Here is a 17,851-nt window from a genome sequence, read left to right on the forward strand (position 1 = left end):
GTGCCGTGAGTCGGCGCATCATCGTCATTACCGCCGTGCACGCGCCGTCCGCCCACTTCCTGCCGGACGCGTACAAGTCCCTGTGCGAGCAGGAGCTGCCCGATGGGTGGGAGTGGCACTGGCTGATCCAGGAGGACGGCCGGAGCGATGAGGTCGCACCATACGTACCCGACGATCCGCGCGTGACCTTCAGGCAGGGGCGTCCCGGCGGTCCTGGCACTGCCCGTACGTTGGCGCTCGCGCACGCGGACGGCGAGTACGTGAAGGTCCTGGACGCCGACGATCAGTTGTCGGCGGGGGCACTGGTCCGTGACCTGGCGGCGCTCGAAGCCGACCCCACGCTCGGCTGGGCGACATCGCGGGTGCTGGATCTGCTGCCGGACGGCTCGACCGTCGGCTTCGAGGGGGATCCCGACGCGGGTCCGATCGAGCGTGGCGCGGTGGCCGAGTACTGGTCGGCGAACAACTACCGGGCACAGGTCCACCCGGCGACGCTCTTCGCGCGCCGGGACCTGGTGCTGGCTCTCGGTGGGTGGATGGCCCTGCCGGCCTCGGAGGACACGGGGCTGCTGCTCGCGCTGGACTCGGTCAGCCGCGGCTGGTTCTCACCGGAGGTGGGGCTCCTGTACCGCAAGTGGCCTGGCCAGGCGACGGGCCAGGCCGCACACACCGACCCGGCGGAACGGGATGCCCGCATGGCAGTGGTGGAGGCGCGGGCGCGGGCGCTCTCGTACCTGCGGTGGAACTATCCGGTCACCGGCTGAGCCCCGCTCGGAGGCTCACGAACTTGCCCGTATCGCCTCTTCCACCTTTGCGATCTGGGCGGCGATCAAGGCATCGTCGGGCTTGGGGATGAAGCGGGCCACTTGATTGGGTTTGATGGAATCGCCCAACGTCACGTCGCTTCTGAACCTTGTCACGACATTTCCAGTGCGCACCACAGTGGTCAGGCGGTGGATCTGTCCGTTGTTCACCGTGGCGGTCTTCACCTGCCCGGCTGTCCGGAAGCGGATTGCCTCATCGCCGAGTTCTGGCGCCTCCAACTCGACTGTTTTTTCCGACGACTGCCCGTACTGGTTCTTGGTCTCGAATTCCCCACAGGCGGCCAGCGACTTACGGAGCGACGTCATCCGGGCCCGCGCCGCGTCTGCGGGATAGGTGGCAAGCAACGTCTCGCGGGCGTCGATTGAGTTCGAAGCAGGGTAGAGGATCGAATTGGCGGCAGCCGTCTCTCCGAATCCCTTTTTTTCAGCATTCCAGAGGACCTTGCACGCCGCAGGCTTGACCGTGGTGGGGTCGTCCCACTCACCGCCGGCTCCTTTGACCGTCTCGGTAAGCGTGATGTCGAAGCCCGTCGCCTCTTCCTCCGTCAGCAGCGCGCCCTTCAACTCCGCTGCTGTGAGTGAATGCTCCTCTGCCGGTGCGGTAGCGGACCGCGGACTGTCGGCCGATGTGGGGTCGATGCCCTCGGATCCGGAACAGGCGGCAGACAGGGGCAGAAGCGCCAGTGAGGCCGCAGCGACGTACAGAGATCTCAGACGAACATGGCGCATGGATATATCCCCCCAGGGACAACGAATGTGGGCAGATCGCGAGGCGTGCGTGGTTGGATGCCTCGGCCTCCGAACTTATAGGCCGAGGCGAGCCGGTTCAGCCACGAACGGACACTTCATAAACGATCTCGCAGGTAGCGGCCGGGATGACGATGTCCGCCGTCTCTACCGGGCGTGAATCGTCGCTGTAGTACGTCCGCCGGATGCGCGTGACGAGGGCGCCCCGCTGTACGCCGAGGAGCGTCGCCTCCTCGGCGCTGGCCTGTCCGGGCTCCGGCTGCTCCACGACGTGGCTGACCGTGATGCCGATCTCGGCCATGCGGTCGACTACTCCCGCGCCGCCGTACGGTCCGCCCTCGGGTAGCACGATCAGCGTGCCGGATGTGATCTCGTACGGTTCCCAACTGGTCGACACCTGAGCCGGTTTGCCGTCGACCAGGAACTCGTACGCCGTACGGACGCAGAGATCTCCCTCGGGGATGCCGAGGCGCGCGGCGATGTCCGCCGGGGCCGGGACCTTCGCGTCAGTACGGCTCTCCCACGTACCGCGCTTGCCGAGCGACGCCATGTCGGCGCGGAACGGTGATCCTCCGCGCTGCTCGCGGTACTGCGAGCGGACCATCCGGAGGCGTTCGCGCGGTTCGGCGACGTACGTGCCCGATCCCGTACGGCCTTCCAGGACTCCCAGGGAGATCAGCAGCTCCTGCGCGCGGCGAATGACGTTCTCGCCGACCCCGCATTCCTGTGCGAGTTGAGCACGGGACGGGAGCCGGTCTCCCGGTGTCCACTCCTGGTCAGCGATGCGCTGCCGCAGCACGTCGGCGATCCGGAGGTAGGGCGGTTGCTCACGCATATGGAAAATCTAGTCCACTAGGTCTAATCTAGTTAACTACCTTCACTTAAGGTGATCCTGCGGCGACGGGGGGCTCGTGTCCTTACCCCAAGGACGTGCTGACCAGCTGGCCACACGCCTCTCCGCTGCCGGGTTCACCCCGCGCACGACGAATCACGACGACCACACGCGCATCGAGATGGAGGTCGCGGGCTCGGTTTCGGCTGGGTCCTGGCAGGAGCTCTTAGCGGTGCTGGAAGCAGCCGATTGGTTCGGGCTGGTCGTCAGCAGCGCGGGCGGTCGCCTTGCATGGGCCGCCATCCGCAGAAATGCCCCCGTGACAGATGACGCCGTCCGGGGGCACACCCATCAGCTATAGGGAGCTGATCAGCGTGTTCGACTTTATCCGCCGTGCTGCCGCATGGACCAGACGACGGCTCGTTCCACCTTCACCGCCTCCCCGTTCACCTCGCCGGGCCGGCTCGCACTGCGTGATCGCGGACCGGACCGAACGACGCACTTCACCTGCGGCGTCGGTGCTGCTGCGCCAGCCGCGCGGGCCGAGGCATGCCGCGCCGCTTCGCGCGGAAGACAGCGCTCTCGTACGGCCGTACGTACTGACGGCTGAAGAGCGAGCCCGGCTGTGGCGCCGACCGGGCACCCGGGCGCTCCCGGTCCACCCGTACTTCAACGCTGCGGAGGTCCACTGATGTCGATCCGTCACCAGCAACCGACCAGCGTCGCCATGGCCGTGCCGTACTACTCGATGGCCTGCCGTGTCGGTACGCACGTCAAGTGCGAGGAGGCTGAACTCAAAGCCTCCCCGGCCGCAGTGCCGATCGTCTACGAGAACTGCGTGTGCTCGTGCCACCTGAGTGAGGCCCAGGCCCCTGGCGAAGGCGGGACGCATGGCTAACCGGTACCAGCACGTAGCGGACGACCTCAGGCGCCTGATCACGGCAGGTGCCTTGTCCGTGGGGGAGCGGCTGCCCGCGGAGCAGGAACTCGCCTCGCGTTACAAGGTCAGCACACCGACGCTGCGGAACGCGCTGGAGGTTCTTCAGAGCGAGGGGCTGGTGGAGAAGCGACACGGCAGCGGGAACTTCATCCGACGGCCGGGACAGCGGATCACATACGCCAACGACAGGCATGAGGCCGGACAGAGCCCCGTACCCAACGTCGCCGTCAGCGTCAGCCTCGAAACCGCGCTGGTGGAGGCAGATGCTCAACTGTCGCTGCTCCTGGCCGTGCGGACGGGCAGCCCCCTGGCCGAGTACGCCTTCATCAGCCGCCAAGGGACGTCACCGCGCAGCTTGACCCGCGTCTACGTGCCTCGTGCCGTGGCTCGACTCGGTGTGCCGGACGTGAACGAGTCGCCGTGGGGCGACAGCGTGCGGCAGCTGCTGTCCGGGGCGGGGGTACGGGTGACGGCGACCGCCGAGCGGATCACCGCGCGCTTCCCGACTGCGTGGGAGGCGCACACCCTGCACATCAGCACCAGGACCCCCGTCCTGGCCGTGGAACGTACGTCGACCGACGCTAGTGACCGTGTGGTGGAGGCGGCGCTCCTGGTGCTGCCCGGCGACCGCACCGATGCCCTTTTCACCAAGCGTTCTGTGACCCAGGAACTGGAGGCAGCAGGATGACTACGTCACACGCCATCACCACCTCAGAAGCCTCGTTCGAGGTCCAACTCCCGATGACTGCTCGATCTGTTCCCCTCGCCCGCAATGCGCTCGAAGAGGCCATGGGCAACTGGGACGTGGACTCGGGAACGAGGGAAGACGTGCTGCTCGTGGTCGGTGAGTTGAGCGCGAACTCGGTCACGCACGCACGGAAGTTCCCTGGTCGCCAGTGGCGGTTGGTCGTCGTGCCGAACCCCGAAGTGATTCGTGTCGAGGTGTCCGACGCCGACGCGGATCGCCACCCCGAACTGTCCCCTCCCAGCGATGGAGAACAGGACGACGCGGAGCGCGGACGGGGCTTGGAATTGGTGGACACCCTGACTGGCGGCGCTTGGGGAGTCGCGGAGCGCGTAGTCGGCAAGACGGTATGGGCGCAGATCAAACGGCCGGCCCCTCCGGGGGCACCGTGAGCTTCTGGACTCGGGCGGGGTTCTGGTGCGAGTTCACTGTCACCTCGGCGCAGGCCGATGCACCCGGTACGCAGAGAGCGCGCGAGGTTCGGAGTGCCGGGGGAGCGCTGTCCTGGCTACGTGTGGACTTGCGCCCACTGACCGGGGGCCTCGATGCGGTGGAGGCCCGGAAGGCATTCGAATGGCTTGAGCGTAATCAGTGGACAGCCGCTGACCAGCTGAAGCAAGGCGAACCGGTGGCTCTCTCCCTGCTGCACCATGGCGCGGCGCTGAGATGGACGATCAGCCCGGGGCTCTTCCTGCCGCTTCTGGTTTCTCCATGCACATGCGCGGAGTGGGGGTCGATCTCATGACTCACTTCATCGCTTGGGTTCTTGGCCCTGATCGACCGACGCGAGTCAAGGCGTAACCGTGCCCCTGAGGACCTGAACGAGCGTGTGGAGTGGAACGCTCAGCGGATCCTCAATCCGCCGGAGCCTTCCCTCCTGAGCCGGTTCGGTGGGTGCCTGCTTGCAGCCGAGGAGTGGTGGGAGCGCAAGGTCTCGTTCCGAGATTTCCACCGGCGCATGGCCGCGGTACGGGAGGCGTATGAGCGCACATCCCCGCCCGACTGGAAGACGGAGGAAGGGGCGCGCCGTGCATTGAGACGCCTCGCCCACGCGGGAAGACCAAGCCGACGAGGGTAGAACCTGACGCGAGTCGGCATGAGCAGGCGAGACAGCCCGCGGTCTCGCGGCGCTTTGCCTCGTGGCCACACAGGCCCCCGGTCTCGCCGGACCGGGGGCCTGTCCTGTGTCCGTGACTCAAGGGATCAGGTGAGCGTCTCCGCGTCGATCCGGGAGAAGATCAAGTCACTCTCCTCAACGACCGCCCCGCGCCACCTCACCGGAACAACCGGCTTGCCGCGAAGCGCCGAGGGATAGCTTTCAGGCGCGTAGTCGTTGGCGAGCCGGTAGACGTTGAACCCGTGATCGCGCATCGTCGTCAGCAACTCCTCGGCGGAGTCACCGAGCTGGGCCATCCGGTCGGGTGTCACTTCAACCGTGATTTCGGCGTCCGGCCGCAGCCTGTCGAGTATCGGCACTATCCCTCGCACGACCGGCCCCTCCGCCCCCTCGACGTCAATCTTGATCACGCGCGCGCGGGCGATCTCGTCGGACTCAAGCAGTTCCGGCAGGGGCCGCGCCTCAATCTCAAACGACGACTCCGCCGGCCCGGCATACGGGACGATGCTGTTCGCGCCCATGTTCGCCGAACTGGCCAGCACGAAGGTCAGCGTCCTGTGACTGTCGGAGACGGCGGCGTTGACTGCCCGGACGTTGCCGTACTCGTTGAGCTGCACCTGCTGCAACAGCTTCCGATGGAAGTCCGGCGAGGCTTCGATCGCCACCACCTGGCCCTCGTCCCCAACGAGCCCGGACGCAAGGACGCTGTAGTAGCCGATGTTCGCGCCGACGTCGACGAACGTGTCACCGGGCTGAAGCCGGCTCCGGAGCCACTGGGTCATGTGCGGCTCCCACACCCCGAACAGGTAGATGTATCGCTGAATGAGGTCCTGAGTATCCACGGCGAACCGAGCCCCGAACCACGACCGGACAACCCGCCGCCGTGGACTGTCCCGCAACTGCGGGTTCACGTATTTCGCTGCCAGTGAGGTCTTACCCAGTGCCCCGGGGGCATAGCGAACGTAGGCGCGGCCAAGGATGACCAGGGTCTGTGAGCTAAGACTGATCATCTGCTTGGCCCTTCCGCCGGTTGGAGCGCGAACCGTGTCGCCGCTCGCGGGGCCTCCGGCACGATCTTCGTCCACTGGTTGCCGGTATGGGGCAAGCATAAGTACCTGAGCGTGGAGGGGGTGAGTACGCTCCCCGATGTCCTGGGCGGCCGGCGTTGGTGGGATGGGAACCATGGTCAAGGACGAATCGCAGCTCTATTCCGCTCACGACACGTGGTGGAAGGCTCCCATGGTCGCCACCCTGCCGGGCCTGCCGCTCCTTGTTGGCGAGTACGGCTTGTTTTTCAGAGACGGTTACACCAGCGGCATAGAGCTCCTGATCGTTGGAGCCATGGCCCTGCTTGCGGTCGCCTGGCTCTTGCCGCACCGCCGCTCCATGCGAGTACTGCGCATGCTGGCCGCCGGAACCGCGCTCGGTATTGCGATTCTTCCGCAGGCTTACGTGCTGCTGTTGGTTATGGCCATGGCCTATGGCTGACAGCCCTCAGCTCCCCCTCGCGAGAGGCCCCGGTGGTTGCGAGTCTCCCCGTACTTGCCATGGCTCCCACCTTTGAGTCCAGCTGCACTGTTCCGGCTCTTCCCCTGCCCCCTGGTCGGAGTACTCCTAAGATCCTCTAGAGATCTAGATGACTCGGTTGGTTGGGGGATGGGTTGGGGACCGGCGAGCAACTTGTGACTGTCGCGGCCGTGTTGCTCGGTGCGTTGACGACGCATCTGACCAACTACGTGACGGAACGGAGCCGGCATCGGCGGGAGTTGCTGACGCGTTGGGACGACCGGAAGCTTGACGCCTATGGCGGCTACGTCGATCGCGTGAGAGCTGCGATCTTCCTAGCTGTGCAGCTCTACGAGCATCGTGAAGGGCTTCGACGGAGCGAGCACTCCGAGGCGGAGATGGTAGTGGAGATGGGCGAGGCCGAGCGGTATCGCGGGCGGGCGTTCGAGCAAGTCATGTTGCTCGGCGGCGACGACGTGGTGGAGGCCGCGCACGATCTGGCCGCCGCGGCGCTCGCCGTCGAGTGGCTGGCCACTGGGAAGACGACGGGCACCCTGGAGGAGTGGCGGGAGCTGAACCGGGCCACGTTCCGGGGGATCAATGCCTTCCACGAGGCCGCTCGGGTGGATCTCGGGGTTCAGGGGCAAGTCACCGGCGAGAAGCATCCCGAGCGGGACCTAGTGCTGCCGACCGCTCGCCGGGATGGGGATGGGACGACGGGCTGAGGCCGTCCTTCGACCGCCCGTCGTCCTGGTGCCTCCCTGGGAGCGATCTGGTTGGCCCGCGAGGTGGTGTTCGTACTGGTCAGTGGCGTGCCGTTGCTGACCGCTGGATCCTCGCGGCCCGGCTCCCCGGGCCGCCGCTCCTGGTCTCCGGCCCGCTCCGGCCCGGTCCACCTGGCCCTGCGACACATGCAAAAAGCCCAACTGACCTCAGAGAAGGGGTACGTCGTGGCCGGGGACGGTCGCCTCTACGGCTTTAGCCACCTCCCCGATTCGTTCCCGCATCGAGCAAGACCAAGGGGCCACTCATTCAAATTCCGGGCAGGATCACAGCCTGCCCGAGTTGCCGGCCGGCGTACGGCCCCCTGATGATGCCCGACCCCAAACCGGGCAGGACACCCGCCAAACCCGCTCCGCTGGCGTGGACTATTCGCTCCCGTTTCTATCGGCGATGGCCTTTTGCAGGCGAGCGAGGTTGCCGAGACGGAGTGCGGTGTCGGCGATCACCAGCGCCCGCTCCTTCAGGGGCAGCGCGTCAGCATGGCGGCCCAGCCCGCCAAAGGTGGCAGCGAGGTTGCCGAGACGGACTGCGGTGGTGGGGTGGTCGGGGCCAAGGGCAGCCTCGGCGATCACCAACGCCCGCTCCTCCAGGGACAACGCGTCAGCATGGCGGCCCAGCCCGCCGAACGTGGCAGCGAGGTTGCCGAGACAGTTTGCGGTGTCGGGATGGTCGGGGCCGAGGGCGGCTTCGGTGATCGCCAGCGCCCGCTCAGCGAAAGGCAGGGCTTGCCTGGCCTGTCCCCGTGACACCAAGAAAATGCCCGTAACCGCAAATAGTTGCGCTGGTTCGGCGTCAGGTTGAGGGGCCGAATGCCTCTCTGCGACAGCTTGAACATGCGGCAGGAGCTCCTGCCAATACGGCCAGCTTCCGGCCTCGCTGGGATCCTTATGCTTGGCTGCTCGCAGCAGGACGGTCACAGCGATGTCGTTCGCGTGTGGAAGCGGGCGCGGCTTTGAGCGCCGCCAGAAGGGCATTAAGCGGCGTGGCTTTTCTGCTGGTGGGGCTGCCGGCGTAGTAGTGCGCAAGACGGTTTGCAGGAGGCGGTGGATGGTGACGGTGGTGTCCGTGAGCGTGACCATGCTGTACGCGGCGAGGAGCCCCAGGGCCTGGTCGACGTCCTCGCGGCTGGACAGTGCGGTATCCAGGACGTTGCGCGGCAGCGGAGCGGGGGCGAGGTAGGCCAGGATACGGAGCAGCGGGACCGCGTTGGGGTCGGTGTTCTGCAGGGTAGTGAGGGTCAAGGACCAGAGGCGGGCGATGGTGCGCTGGTGGGGGTCGCCGGGTGGGGTAGTGGCCAGAATGGTGGCGGGGTCTTCTCGGAGCCGGGTGAGGTAGGCCTGGGGACTGGTACGGGTCTGGGCCAGGTATGCGCCGGCCTGTTGCAGTGCGAGAGGGAGGTGGCCGAGTTCGGTGGCCAGGTCGTGGAGGTGTTGGGTGTCGGTGTCCGTGTGACGGTCGGTGAGGCCTCGGAGGACAGCCAGGGATGCCTGAGGATGCAGGGTGTCCAGGGCCAGCACGGTGCCCATGCCGCGATTCCGGAGATCGCGGCGGGTGGTGATGAGTACCTGTCCTGTGGAGAGGCGTCCCAGCAGAGGCTGTAGGTGGGTGGGGTCTTCGACGTTGTCCAGCACCACCAACCACCCGGACCGGCCCTGCAGCCATGCCACTGCCCAGCCTGCGGCTTCGTCCAGCGGCATTGCCACATGGACCGGGTTCAGTGCCACCGCCAGCTCCGCCAGCCCCGCGGCGACTCCCTCGGGTGACTCGGCGGGTATCCACCACACCGGTCCCTGCCCGGCCGCGACATGCCGTCCGGCGTGGTGCTGAACGAGCGTGCTCTTGCCTACTCCGCCCATGCCGCGCACGCTCTGCGCCACGATCCCCGTACCCGTCGAGGGGAGGTCTGCCAGCGCCTTCAGCGCGTCATCCCGGCCCTCGAACACCGTGCTGTCAAAGTTCGGCAGATTATGCAGGCCCGCCAGTGCGTCCTCGGCCAGGGCCGGTTTCAAGGCATCGGGAGGCAGGACGAGCGTGCGTTGCTCGATCCGAGGGCTGTCACCGGTGGCGAGCACGCCGCTATTGCCACCGACCGCAGCCGACCGTCCCCCGCCAGCCGTGGGGCCACCAGGCAGGCTCATCGCTGAACAGTGCCCCCGTCCCCGGTCACGATCACGCCCGAGTTATCGCCAGTGGCCACCGCACGCTCCCCCGACGCGGTCGATTGCTGACCAGCTCCAGGGGACGGAGACGACGCCGAACCGAGCACCGAAGCTGCCCAGGCACCCAACAGGCCAGCAATGACGGCACCCGCACCCGCACCAGTCGCGATGCGCTCCGGCCGGTCCCACGGCAGCAGAAGGTCACCAAGCCAGACGCAGAAACCGAAGAGCACCAAGGCCCCCAGCGTCACCAACAGCCACCGTGCGGTCCGTGTCACGTCACGCCTCCCCGTAGAAAGCCAGCACCACCATCGTCCACCAACCACTCACCACGAGGAAGCGGAAGTCGGAGATCGCCCAAAGCGAACCACTCTCTTTCTCAGCCTCGCTCAGCAAGCGTAGATGTGCTCGCGTACCAAGGGGCCATTCTCCAAAATGAAGCCAGAGACCGGCCAGAACTCGCTTAGTCGAGGGTGTTGGAGGGCCAATTCTCGGTCGAGCCTTGTGCCGAACAGGGGCCGTCGGGGTGGGCGAGCCCAGCAGCGACCAGGGTTGAGGCAGGTTCTGACTGTCACGCCACCGGGCCTATTCGGCATGCGAAGGTCACGTGATCATTCCACTGGTCAGGGTCGGCGTTCCACGTCCCGAAGATGACGTCTATCCAGGCGTCGTGGTCTCGGTCCTGATGGTGGGTAGCAGTTCGCGAAGTAGACCGCGTACGGAGCACCGTCCGCGCAGACGTGGTTCCACACACGCTCGATTGGGGCGTCACAGCATTCGCACTGGAACTCGCGGGTCTGGCGGTCAGGGCCGAAGGTGAGCAGCATGTCGAACATCATGGCCCAGCCAAGCGCAGGCCTCCCTACTGGAGCGGTACTCGCGTAGCCGTACAGCAGCGAACTACAGAAACCGCAGCAACCGCCCATGGCCGGCAGTGTCTCCCGGAGGTTTCGACGCGACCGCTATGACCGTCGCTGACCGATCCAGATAGAGCTACGGATTAGAAGGCGAATAGCTCGCAGCCCCCCGTGACATACGCTCAACGTCATGGGGTTGCTCTCATGGGAGACGTGACTCTCGACTCTCGCCGGACGGCCCTACTACGTCGTGCGCGTCACGGACGTGGCTACCGGCTGCTGGAGCGTGGAGTTCGAAGGGATGGGCTCGGAAGGCCTATTCATCGCTGTGTCGAGGCCCTTCGGTGCGCCAGACAGCCATCTGGAGGTGACCTCCACCGGCCACCTGACCGATGAACTACGAGCAGCGGCCATCGAGCATGCACGGCACTGGCTGTACGACGAAGACTGAGCCGGGACCGTCTCAGTTTCCGTCTCATTCATCTACGTCCGCGGTCGTTCAGGCGGGTCTCAGAGGAACTAGCGTCACGATGGCCGGCTCGGCCATGAACGCAGGTGAACGGCCCCGAACGACACCCAGCAAGCCCCCAACAGACTTGGAAAGCGTGTTGGGGGCAACCCCTCACGAGTTCGAATCTCGTATCCTCCGCCATTGCTCTCACCGGGCAATACGTCGTAGGGCCCCACCGCTTGCGGTGGGGCCCTACGACGTTGGTGGTCTCAGTTTTGGTCTCAGTTGCGACTATCGCCCGTAGCCCCGCATCAGCTGGCCGCAGCCAGCGCACAGCCCGAGCCTCCACGGCGGGCATCCCAGTACTACGGAGGCAGCAGCGTGCTCTACAGCCGTGATTCGCATCGGGTCGAAGGAGCACCAGACCGGCCTGCGGAGCAGGGTGAAGCCGGTCAGCTGACTGAGATCAGGAAGGGACCGGCCGTCACTACCGCCCAGCCATCTCCTCCCGCCCGGCAGGCGTAGTTGATCTTCTGCTCAGCGAAGGAGATCACGTTCGTCCTCGCCTTCGTCCGGAGCTACAAGGAGACGGGCTGTACTCCACGGCGTTGACCTAGCTCCGGTGCACGCTGCCGGCGCTGAGGTGGTGGTACTGGATCTCCCGGCCAACGGTGATGCCACCGGGCCCGGTGGAGGCAGTGCCCGAGACGCTCCGCCGATTGGCCACGGGAACCGCAACCTCGGCATCCAGGCAGTACCGCGTAGCGGTCTCGACAATCCCTTCCTTAGTGGAGTCGTGCTGCACAGCTCCACCAACGTCGCTTTCCCGAGCAAAGTGTCAGTGCCACCTGGAAGGATGTGCACGTGACGCGCGACAACAAGGAAGCCCAGCGGGCTGAACTGCACCGGACCATCTGGCGGATTGCCAACGACCTGCGCGGCAGCGTCGACGGCTGGGACTTCAAGACCTACGTCCTGGGGATCCTGTTCTACCGATACGTCTCCGAGAACCTGACGGCCTACATCAACGAGCAGGAACGCCAGGCCACCGGAGATCCTGGCTTCGACTACGCCGACCTGGATGACTTCGAGGCCGAGTTCGGCCGTGACGGGACGGTCGAGGAGAAGGGCTTCTACATCCTGCCCTCGGACCTGTTCGCCAACGTGCGCGCGCGTGCCGCCAAGGACGAGAACCTCAACAAAACCCTGTACGAGGTCTTCAAGGACATCGAGGGTTCGGCCCAGGGCACCGCCAGCGAAGACGACCTCAAGGGCTTGTTCGCCGACCTGGACGTAAACAGTCCCAAGCTTGGCCCGACCGTGGCGAAGCGCAACGAGCAGCTCCGCAAGCTCCTGAACGCCATTGGCGATCTGAATCTCGGCTCGTTCGCCGACAACACCATCGACGCGTTCGGCGACGCCTATGAGTACCTCATGATGATGTACGCCTCCAACGCGGGTAAGTCCGGCGGTGAGTTCTTCACTCCGCAGGAGGTCTCCGAGTTGATGGCACGCATCACTGTGGTCGGCAAGAGTGAGGTCAACAAGGTCTACGACCCTGCCTGCGGATCCGGGTCGCTGCTGCTGAAGTTTGCCAAGGTTCTCGGCAAGGACAACGTCCGCCAGGGGTTCTACGGCCAGGAAATCAATCTGGCGACCTACAACTTGTGCCGGATCAACATGTTCCTGCACGACATTAACTACGAGAAGTTCGATATCGCCCACGGCGACACCCTCATCGACCCCGCCCACATGGACGACGAGCCCTTCGAAGCTATCGTGTCCAACCCGCCCTACTCCACCAAGTGGGCGGGCGATTCCAACCCACTGCTAATCAATGACGAGCGATACAAACCAGCTGGCGTGCTGGCCCCCAAGTCGAAGGCTGACCTAGCCTTCACGATGCATATCCTGTCGTGGCTGGCCGAGAACGGCACCGCAGCGATCGTCGAGTTCCCCGGAGTTCTCTACCGCGGCGGCGCAGAGAAGAAGATCCGCAAGTACCTCATCGACAACAACTTCGTCGAAACGATCATTCAGATGCCACCAGATCTCTTCTTCGGCACCACCATCAGCACCTGCATCATCGTGCTCAAGAAGGCCAAGACCGACAACAAGACGCTGTTCATCGACGCCTCCGCCGAGTTCGTGCGCCAGGGCAACAAGAACAAACTGTCCGAGGCCAACGGCAACAAGATCCTGAAGGCTTACGTCACCCGTCAGAACGTCGAGCACTTCGCCCGACTGGTCGACAATTCCAAGATTGCCGACCAGCACGACTACAACATCTCAGTGTCCTCATACGTCGAGGAGAAAGACACCCGCGAGGCCGTCGACGTCACAGCACTGAACGCCGAGATCCAGCAGATCGCGACCCGCCAGTCCGCCCTGCGCTCACAGATCGACACCATCGTCGCCGACCTCGAGGAAACAGCCAAGTGAGCCGCATCGACGAGCTGTTCAAGCAGCACTGCCCCAGCGGAGTTGAGTACAGGCCGCTGGGTGAGGCCGGCGAGTTCATTCGTGGACGCCGGTTCACCAAGAACGACTACGTCGAGTCGGGACTTGGGTGCATCCACTACGGGCAAATCTACACCGACTACGACACTGCAGCGGATTCGACAGTAGCGTTCCTCAATCCCAATCTTCGAGGTTCGCTCCGACTCGCCCGCAAGAATGACCTTGTAATTGCAGCAACTGGCGAGAATATCGAAGACGTCTGCAAGGCTGTGGCATGGCTCGGCGAGGAAGAGGTCGCGGTTCATGATGACTGCTACATCTACCGTCATTCTTTCGACCCGATGTTCGCCTCCTACCTGTTCCAGTCCTCCACTTTCCAGGAACAGAAAGCGCGGTATGTAAGCGAATCCAAGGTGGTTCGAGTTTCTGGCGTCAACATGTCGAAGATCAGGGTTCCTGTTCCACCACTGGAAGTTCAGCAGGAAATCGTTAAGGTTCTCACCCTGATGGCGTCACTGAAGGCCGAACTGGAGGCTGAACTGAGGGCTGAACTGGAAGCCCGACAGCGCCAATATGTGCACTACCGCGACGCCTTGTTGACCTTCCCCAAGACGGAGCGGGTCAAGTAGGCGACCTGGATGAACTCGGCGAGGTTCTTCCAGCCGATATCGCCGCGCGTCGCCAGCACCTCCTTCCGTGACCACCTCCTGACCTAGAGGAGAAGACCACAGCATGGCCACTCGCCCTGGTACCGATTGCAATATTGACCCGATCGCAATAAGCGATGAATCAACCGTCGTCGCCGAGCATGAGTCTGACCCCGAAACCTCAGAGCGGTACCAGAGCGAGGCTCAGCTTGAGAGAAAATTAATCGCGCAGCTGCGCGGGCAGGGGTATGAGTTTCTGACCATCACCAGCGAGGCCGGCCTCGTGGCCAACCTACGAGCTCAGCTGGAGGCGCTGAACGGGATCACGTTCACCGACGCGGAGTGGAAGACATTCTTCTCCGAGCAAATTACCAGCGCCAACGACAGCATCGTCGAGAAGACAGCGCGCATCCAGGAGAATCACGTCCGGATCCTTAGTCGGGAGGATGGGTCCTTCGAGAACGTTGCACTGATCAACAAAGCTAATATCCACAACAACCGGCTGCAGGTCATCAACCAATACGAGTCCGAAGGCACCCGGGCTACCCGATACGACGTGACGATCCTGGTCAACGGCCTACCCATGGTCCACGTCGAACTCAAGCGGCGTGGCGTGGACATCCGCGAGGCGTTCAACCAGATCAACCGGTACCAACGAGATTCGTTCTGGGCCAGCTCGGGCCTATTCGAGTACGTACAGTTGTTTGTCGTCAGCAACGGCACCTTGACGAAGTACTACTCGAACACCACTCGTGACCGGCACGTGGGCAAGGCAGCAGGTAAGCGCCACCGTAAGCAGACATCGAACTCGTTCGAGTTCACCAGCTGGTGGGCCGACGCCAACAACAATCGGATCGCAGATCTACGTGGGTTCACCCGAACGTTTCTGTCCAAGCGCACCCTGCTGAACATCCTGACCCGGTACTGCGTGCTCGACGTCGACCGCAACCTGCTGGTCATGCGGCCCTACCAGATCGTGGCTACCGAGCGGATTCTGCAGCGGATCGAAACGTCCACGAACTACCGGCGCACCGGCACCATCGACGCCGGCGGGTACGTGTGGCACACCACCGGGTCGGGCAAGACCCTGACCAGCTTCAAGACCGCACAGCTGGCGACCCGCATGGACGGTGTCGACAAGGTCCTGTTCGTCGTGGACCGCAAGGACCTCGACTACCAGACCATGCGCGAGTACGAGCGCTTCGAGAAGGGCGCGGCCAACTCAAACGCATCCACCGCCGTGCTAAAGAAGCAGCTGGAGGACCCCGACTCCCGGATCATCATCACCACGATCCAGAAGCTGTCGATCTTCGTGAAGCGCAACGGACAGCACCCGGTCTTCGGCAAGCACGTGGTGATCGTGTTCGACGAGTGCCACCGTTCTCAGTTCGGCGACATGCACACCACGATCACCAAAGCGTTCAAGCACTACCACTTGTTCGGGTTCACCGGGACGCCGATCTTCGCCGACAACGCCGGCACCAGCGGCAACCCGAAGCGTCGCACCACCAGCCAAACCTTCGGGGACAAGCTGCACACGTACACGATCGTGGACGCCATCGGCGACAAGAACGTCCTGCCGTTCCGCATCGACTACGTCAACACCATCAAGGTCGCCCCACAGGCTCCCGACAAGCAAGTGACCGCGATCGACACCGAGTCCGCACTGCTACACCCCGACCGGGTACGCATAGTGGCCGGGTACATCATGGAACATTTCGACCAGAAGACCCGACGTGGCAAGGGGTATGTCCTCAAGGACAAGCGCGTGCGCGGGTTCAATTCGATGTTCGCCACGGCTTCCATCGACGCTGCCAAGCGGTACTACAACGTCATCGAGAAGCTGCAGCGTGAGCGGGAGCAGGCCGCCCAGGCCGCGAGCAAGCGGTACGAGCGCCTCAAGGTCGCGCTGATCTACTCCTTCGCCCCAAACGAGGACGCGCCCGACGGTCTGCTGGGCGAGGAAGACTTCGAGCCCGACGGCCTGGACAAGGACTCGCGCGACTTCCTGGAGGACGCGATCCAGGACTACAACGACATGTTCGGCACCTCGTACGACACCTCGTCAGTGAAGTTCGAGAACTACTACAAGGACCTGTCCGGTCGGCTCAGGAACCGCGAGGTCGACCTCGTCATTGTGGTCAACATGTTCCTGACGGGCTTCGACGCCACCACCCTCAACACCCTGTGGGTGGACAAGAGCCTCAAGCACCACGGCCTGATCCAGGCGTTCTCCCGCACCAACCGCATCCTCAACTCGGTCAAGAGCTACGGCAACATCGTCTGCTTCCGCGACCTTGAGGATGAGGTCGACGACGCCCTGGCGCTGTTTGGGAACAAGGACGCGGCGAGCATCGTCAAGATCGCCCCCTACGGGGAACACCACACCAAGTACCAACAGAAGATCGCCGACCTGCTCGACCGGTTCCCTCTGGGCAAGGAGATCGTTGGAGATCAGGCACAGAAGGGCTTCATTACGCTGTTCGGCGCAATCTTGAGCCTGCGTAACATCCTGGTCGTCTTTGACGAGTTCACCGGCCACGAGATCCTCACCCCACGGCAGCTGCAGGACTACCAGTCGGTCTATCTGGACCTGTACGAAGACTTCCGCCGAACTGCTGAGGGGGACAAGGAGTCCATAAGTGAGGACGTTGTCTTCGAGATCGAGCTGGTCAAGCAGGTCGAGGTTGGCGTTGACTACATCCTGATGCTGGTACGCGAGTACCAGCGGCAGAAGGGCAACGGCGTTGACAAGGCGCTCGAGGCCCGCGAGAACATCGCTCGCGCCCTCGACGCAAGCGCGTCGCTGCGCAACAAGAAGGACTTGGTCATGGAGTTCGTCGACTCCATCTCCGCCGGCACCGACACCGACGACGCCTGGCAGGCCTACATCGCCCAGAAGAAGCACGACGAGCTCGAACAGATCATCACCGAGGAGAACCTGAAGCCTGAGCCCGCCCGCGCCTTCGTCGAGGGCGCCTTCCGCAACGGCGAGATCCCCACCAGCGGCACCGCGATCACCAAGATCCTGCCCCCGGTCTCCCGGTTCGCCCGCGCCAACAACCACGGTGCCAAGAAGGCCGTCGTACTTGAGAAACTCAAGGCCTTCTTCGACCGGTTCTCCAGCCTGTCCTGACTCTGCATTCCAGACCCATCCTGACGAGGACAGCCGAAGACCACGCCCTCAGCTGTTGGAGAATGCTTCAGGACAGTCCCCCACGGAGCCAGCCTCGCAGTGATGTAGGTGGCAGACCCGCGAAGCAGGTCCAACTGGGGTCCGTGCAGGCGTTGGCATGGGACGTCGTCCTATACCAACGCCTGCACCCCTGCCCTCAGGGGAAGGGCGTCCGTGGCGCTACCACTCGTCGACGTCGCCGTACTTCCCCAGGTTCTGCGCGCGGTCCACAGCTTGTGCACGTGCCTCGGTGAAGGCGGCCTCCACCGCCGCCTTGTCCTTACCACGCGCGTTGGCCTCGACCTCCTGGCCCGCACCGGGGAGCCGGACCGTGCGCCAGACCGATAGGCGGCTGGTGTAGGCATCGGTCTCGAACTCCCAGGCCGGCACCGACCACTGTTCGGGGAGCGCTGTCGACTCGCGCTCTCCGCTGGGGAGGAACAGCGCTCGGGCATGGAAGACCACGGTCCGCTCGGGCATCCGATCGCGGACCGCGCGCACGCTATCGGGGCCGTTACGCTCCCAGCTCCCGCGGTCCCACTCCTCCACCTCAGCCGTGCGGTCCGGCCAGTCCTCGCTCCACTGGGCAACGACCTCGGCAGCATGCT

The 17,851-nt window shown here is 64.4% G+C and carries 12 protein-coding genes; 8 read left to right on the top strand and 4 right to left on the bottom strand.

Annotated elements, in window-relative coordinates; all coding sequences use genetic code 11:
* Positions 1-5 precede the first annotated feature (5 nt).
* The gene (locus ACZ6MZ_RS00380; protein WP_469348886.1) at positions 6-764 is read left to right on the top strand and encodes a glycosyltransferase family 2 protein; all 759 of its coding nucleotides are present in this window, start codon (positions 6-8) and stop codon (positions 762-764) included.
* 15 nt (positions 765-779) lie between these two features.
* On the opposite strand, the gene ACZ6MZ_RS00385 is transcribed toward ACZ6MZ_RS00380, so the two are convergent.
* Both ACZ6MZ_RS00385 and ACZ6MZ_RS00390 read right to left on the bottom strand, forming a co-directional pair.
* Positions 780-1,553, bottom strand: a complete 774-nt coding sequence (locus ACZ6MZ_RS00385) for a hypothetical protein (protein ID WP_469348888.1) — start codon at positions 1,551-1,553, stop codon at positions 780-782.
* 97 nt (positions 1,554-1,650) lie between these two features.
* The gene (locus tag ACZ6MZ_RS00390; protein WP_469348890.1) at positions 1,651-2,406 is read right to left on the bottom strand and encodes a GntR family transcriptional regulator; all 756 of its coding nucleotides are present in this window, start codon (positions 2,404-2,406) and stop codon (positions 1,651-1,653) included.
* An 887-nt stretch (positions 2,407-3,293) separates the two neighbouring features.
* Between ACZ6MZ_RS00390 and ACZ6MZ_RS00395 the strand changes: the two genes are divergently transcribed.
* Together ACZ6MZ_RS00395 and ACZ6MZ_RS00400 are read left to right on the top strand one after the other, a co-directional pair.
* Positions 3,294-4,031, top strand: coding sequence for a GntR family transcriptional regulator (locus ACZ6MZ_RS00395; RefSeq protein ID WP_469348892.1), 738 nt, complete (start codon positions 3,294-3,296; stop codon positions 4,029-4,031).
* Entirely contained in the window at positions 4,028-4,480 is a 453-nt protein-coding gene (locus ACZ6MZ_RS00400) for an ATP-binding protein (protein ID WP_469348894.1), read from the top strand. Before ACZ6MZ_RS00395 ends, ACZ6MZ_RS00400 begins: the two co-directional genes overlap by 4 nt.
* An 811-nt stretch (positions 4,481-5,291) precedes the next feature.
* Here ACZ6MZ_RS00400 and ACZ6MZ_RS00405 read toward each other — a convergent pair.
* On the bottom strand, positions 5,292-6,215 hold the full coding sequence (locus ACZ6MZ_RS00405) for an FkbM family methyltransferase (RefSeq protein ID WP_469348897.1): 924 nt from the start codon (positions 6,213-6,215) through the stop codon (positions 5,292-5,294).
* A 172-nt stretch (positions 6,216-6,387) separates the two neighbouring features.
* Here ACZ6MZ_RS00405 and ACZ6MZ_RS00410 point away from each other — a divergent pair, with 172 nt between their 5' ends.
* Together ACZ6MZ_RS00410 and ACZ6MZ_RS00415 are read left to right on the top strand one after the other, a co-directional pair.
* Positions 6,388-6,693, top strand: a complete 306-nt coding sequence (locus tag ACZ6MZ_RS00410; protein WP_469348898.1) for a hypothetical protein — start codon at positions 6,388-6,390, stop codon at positions 6,691-6,693.
* Between the two features lie 194 nt (positions 6,694-6,887).
* On the top strand, positions 6,888-7,436 hold the full coding sequence (locus ACZ6MZ_RS00415; RefSeq protein ID WP_469348901.1) for a hypothetical protein: 549 nt from the start codon (positions 6,888-6,890) through the stop codon (positions 7,434-7,436).
* 423 nt (positions 7,437-7,859) lie between these two features.
* Here ACZ6MZ_RS00415 and ACZ6MZ_RS00420 read toward each other — a convergent pair whose 3' ends face one another.
* Positions 7,860-9,566 (bottom strand): tetratricopeptide repeat protein, encoded by a 1,707-nt coding sequence (locus ACZ6MZ_RS00420; protein ID WP_469348903.1) that lies wholly within the window; start codon positions 9,564-9,566, stop codon positions 7,860-7,862.
* A gap of 2,259 nt (positions 9,567-11,825) precedes the next feature.
* Here ACZ6MZ_RS00420 and ACZ6MZ_RS00425 point away from each other — a divergent pair.
* The 3 genes from ACZ6MZ_RS00425 to ACZ6MZ_RS00435 all read left to right on the top strand — a co-directional run bounded on the left by ACZ6MZ_RS00425 (position 11,826) and on the right by ACZ6MZ_RS00435 (position 17,204).
* Positions 11,826-13,403 carry a type I restriction-modification system subunit M gene (locus ACZ6MZ_RS00425; protein ID WP_469348905.1) on the top strand — a complete coding sequence of 526 codons (1,578 nt, stop codon included), beginning with the start codon at positions 11,826-11,828 and terminating at the stop codon, positions 13,401-13,403.
* Positions 13,400-14,050 carry a restriction endonuclease subunit S gene (locus ACZ6MZ_RS00430; RefSeq protein ID WP_469348907.1) on the top strand — a complete coding sequence of 217 codons (651 nt, stop codon included), beginning with the start codon at positions 13,400-13,402 and terminating at the stop codon, positions 14,048-14,050. The genes ACZ6MZ_RS00425 and ACZ6MZ_RS00430 overlap by 4 nt, the downstream gene beginning before the upstream one ends.
* A 103-nt stretch (positions 14,051-14,153) precedes the next feature.
* Complete coding sequence (locus ACZ6MZ_RS00435; protein ID WP_469348909.1) at positions 14,154-17,204, top strand: type I restriction endonuclease subunit R; 3,051 nt, start codon at positions 14,154-14,156, stop codon at positions 17,202-17,204.
* Positions 17,205-17,851 lie beyond the last annotated feature (647 nt).

This window comes from Streptomyces sp. NPDC042201 (assembly GCF_055582185.1).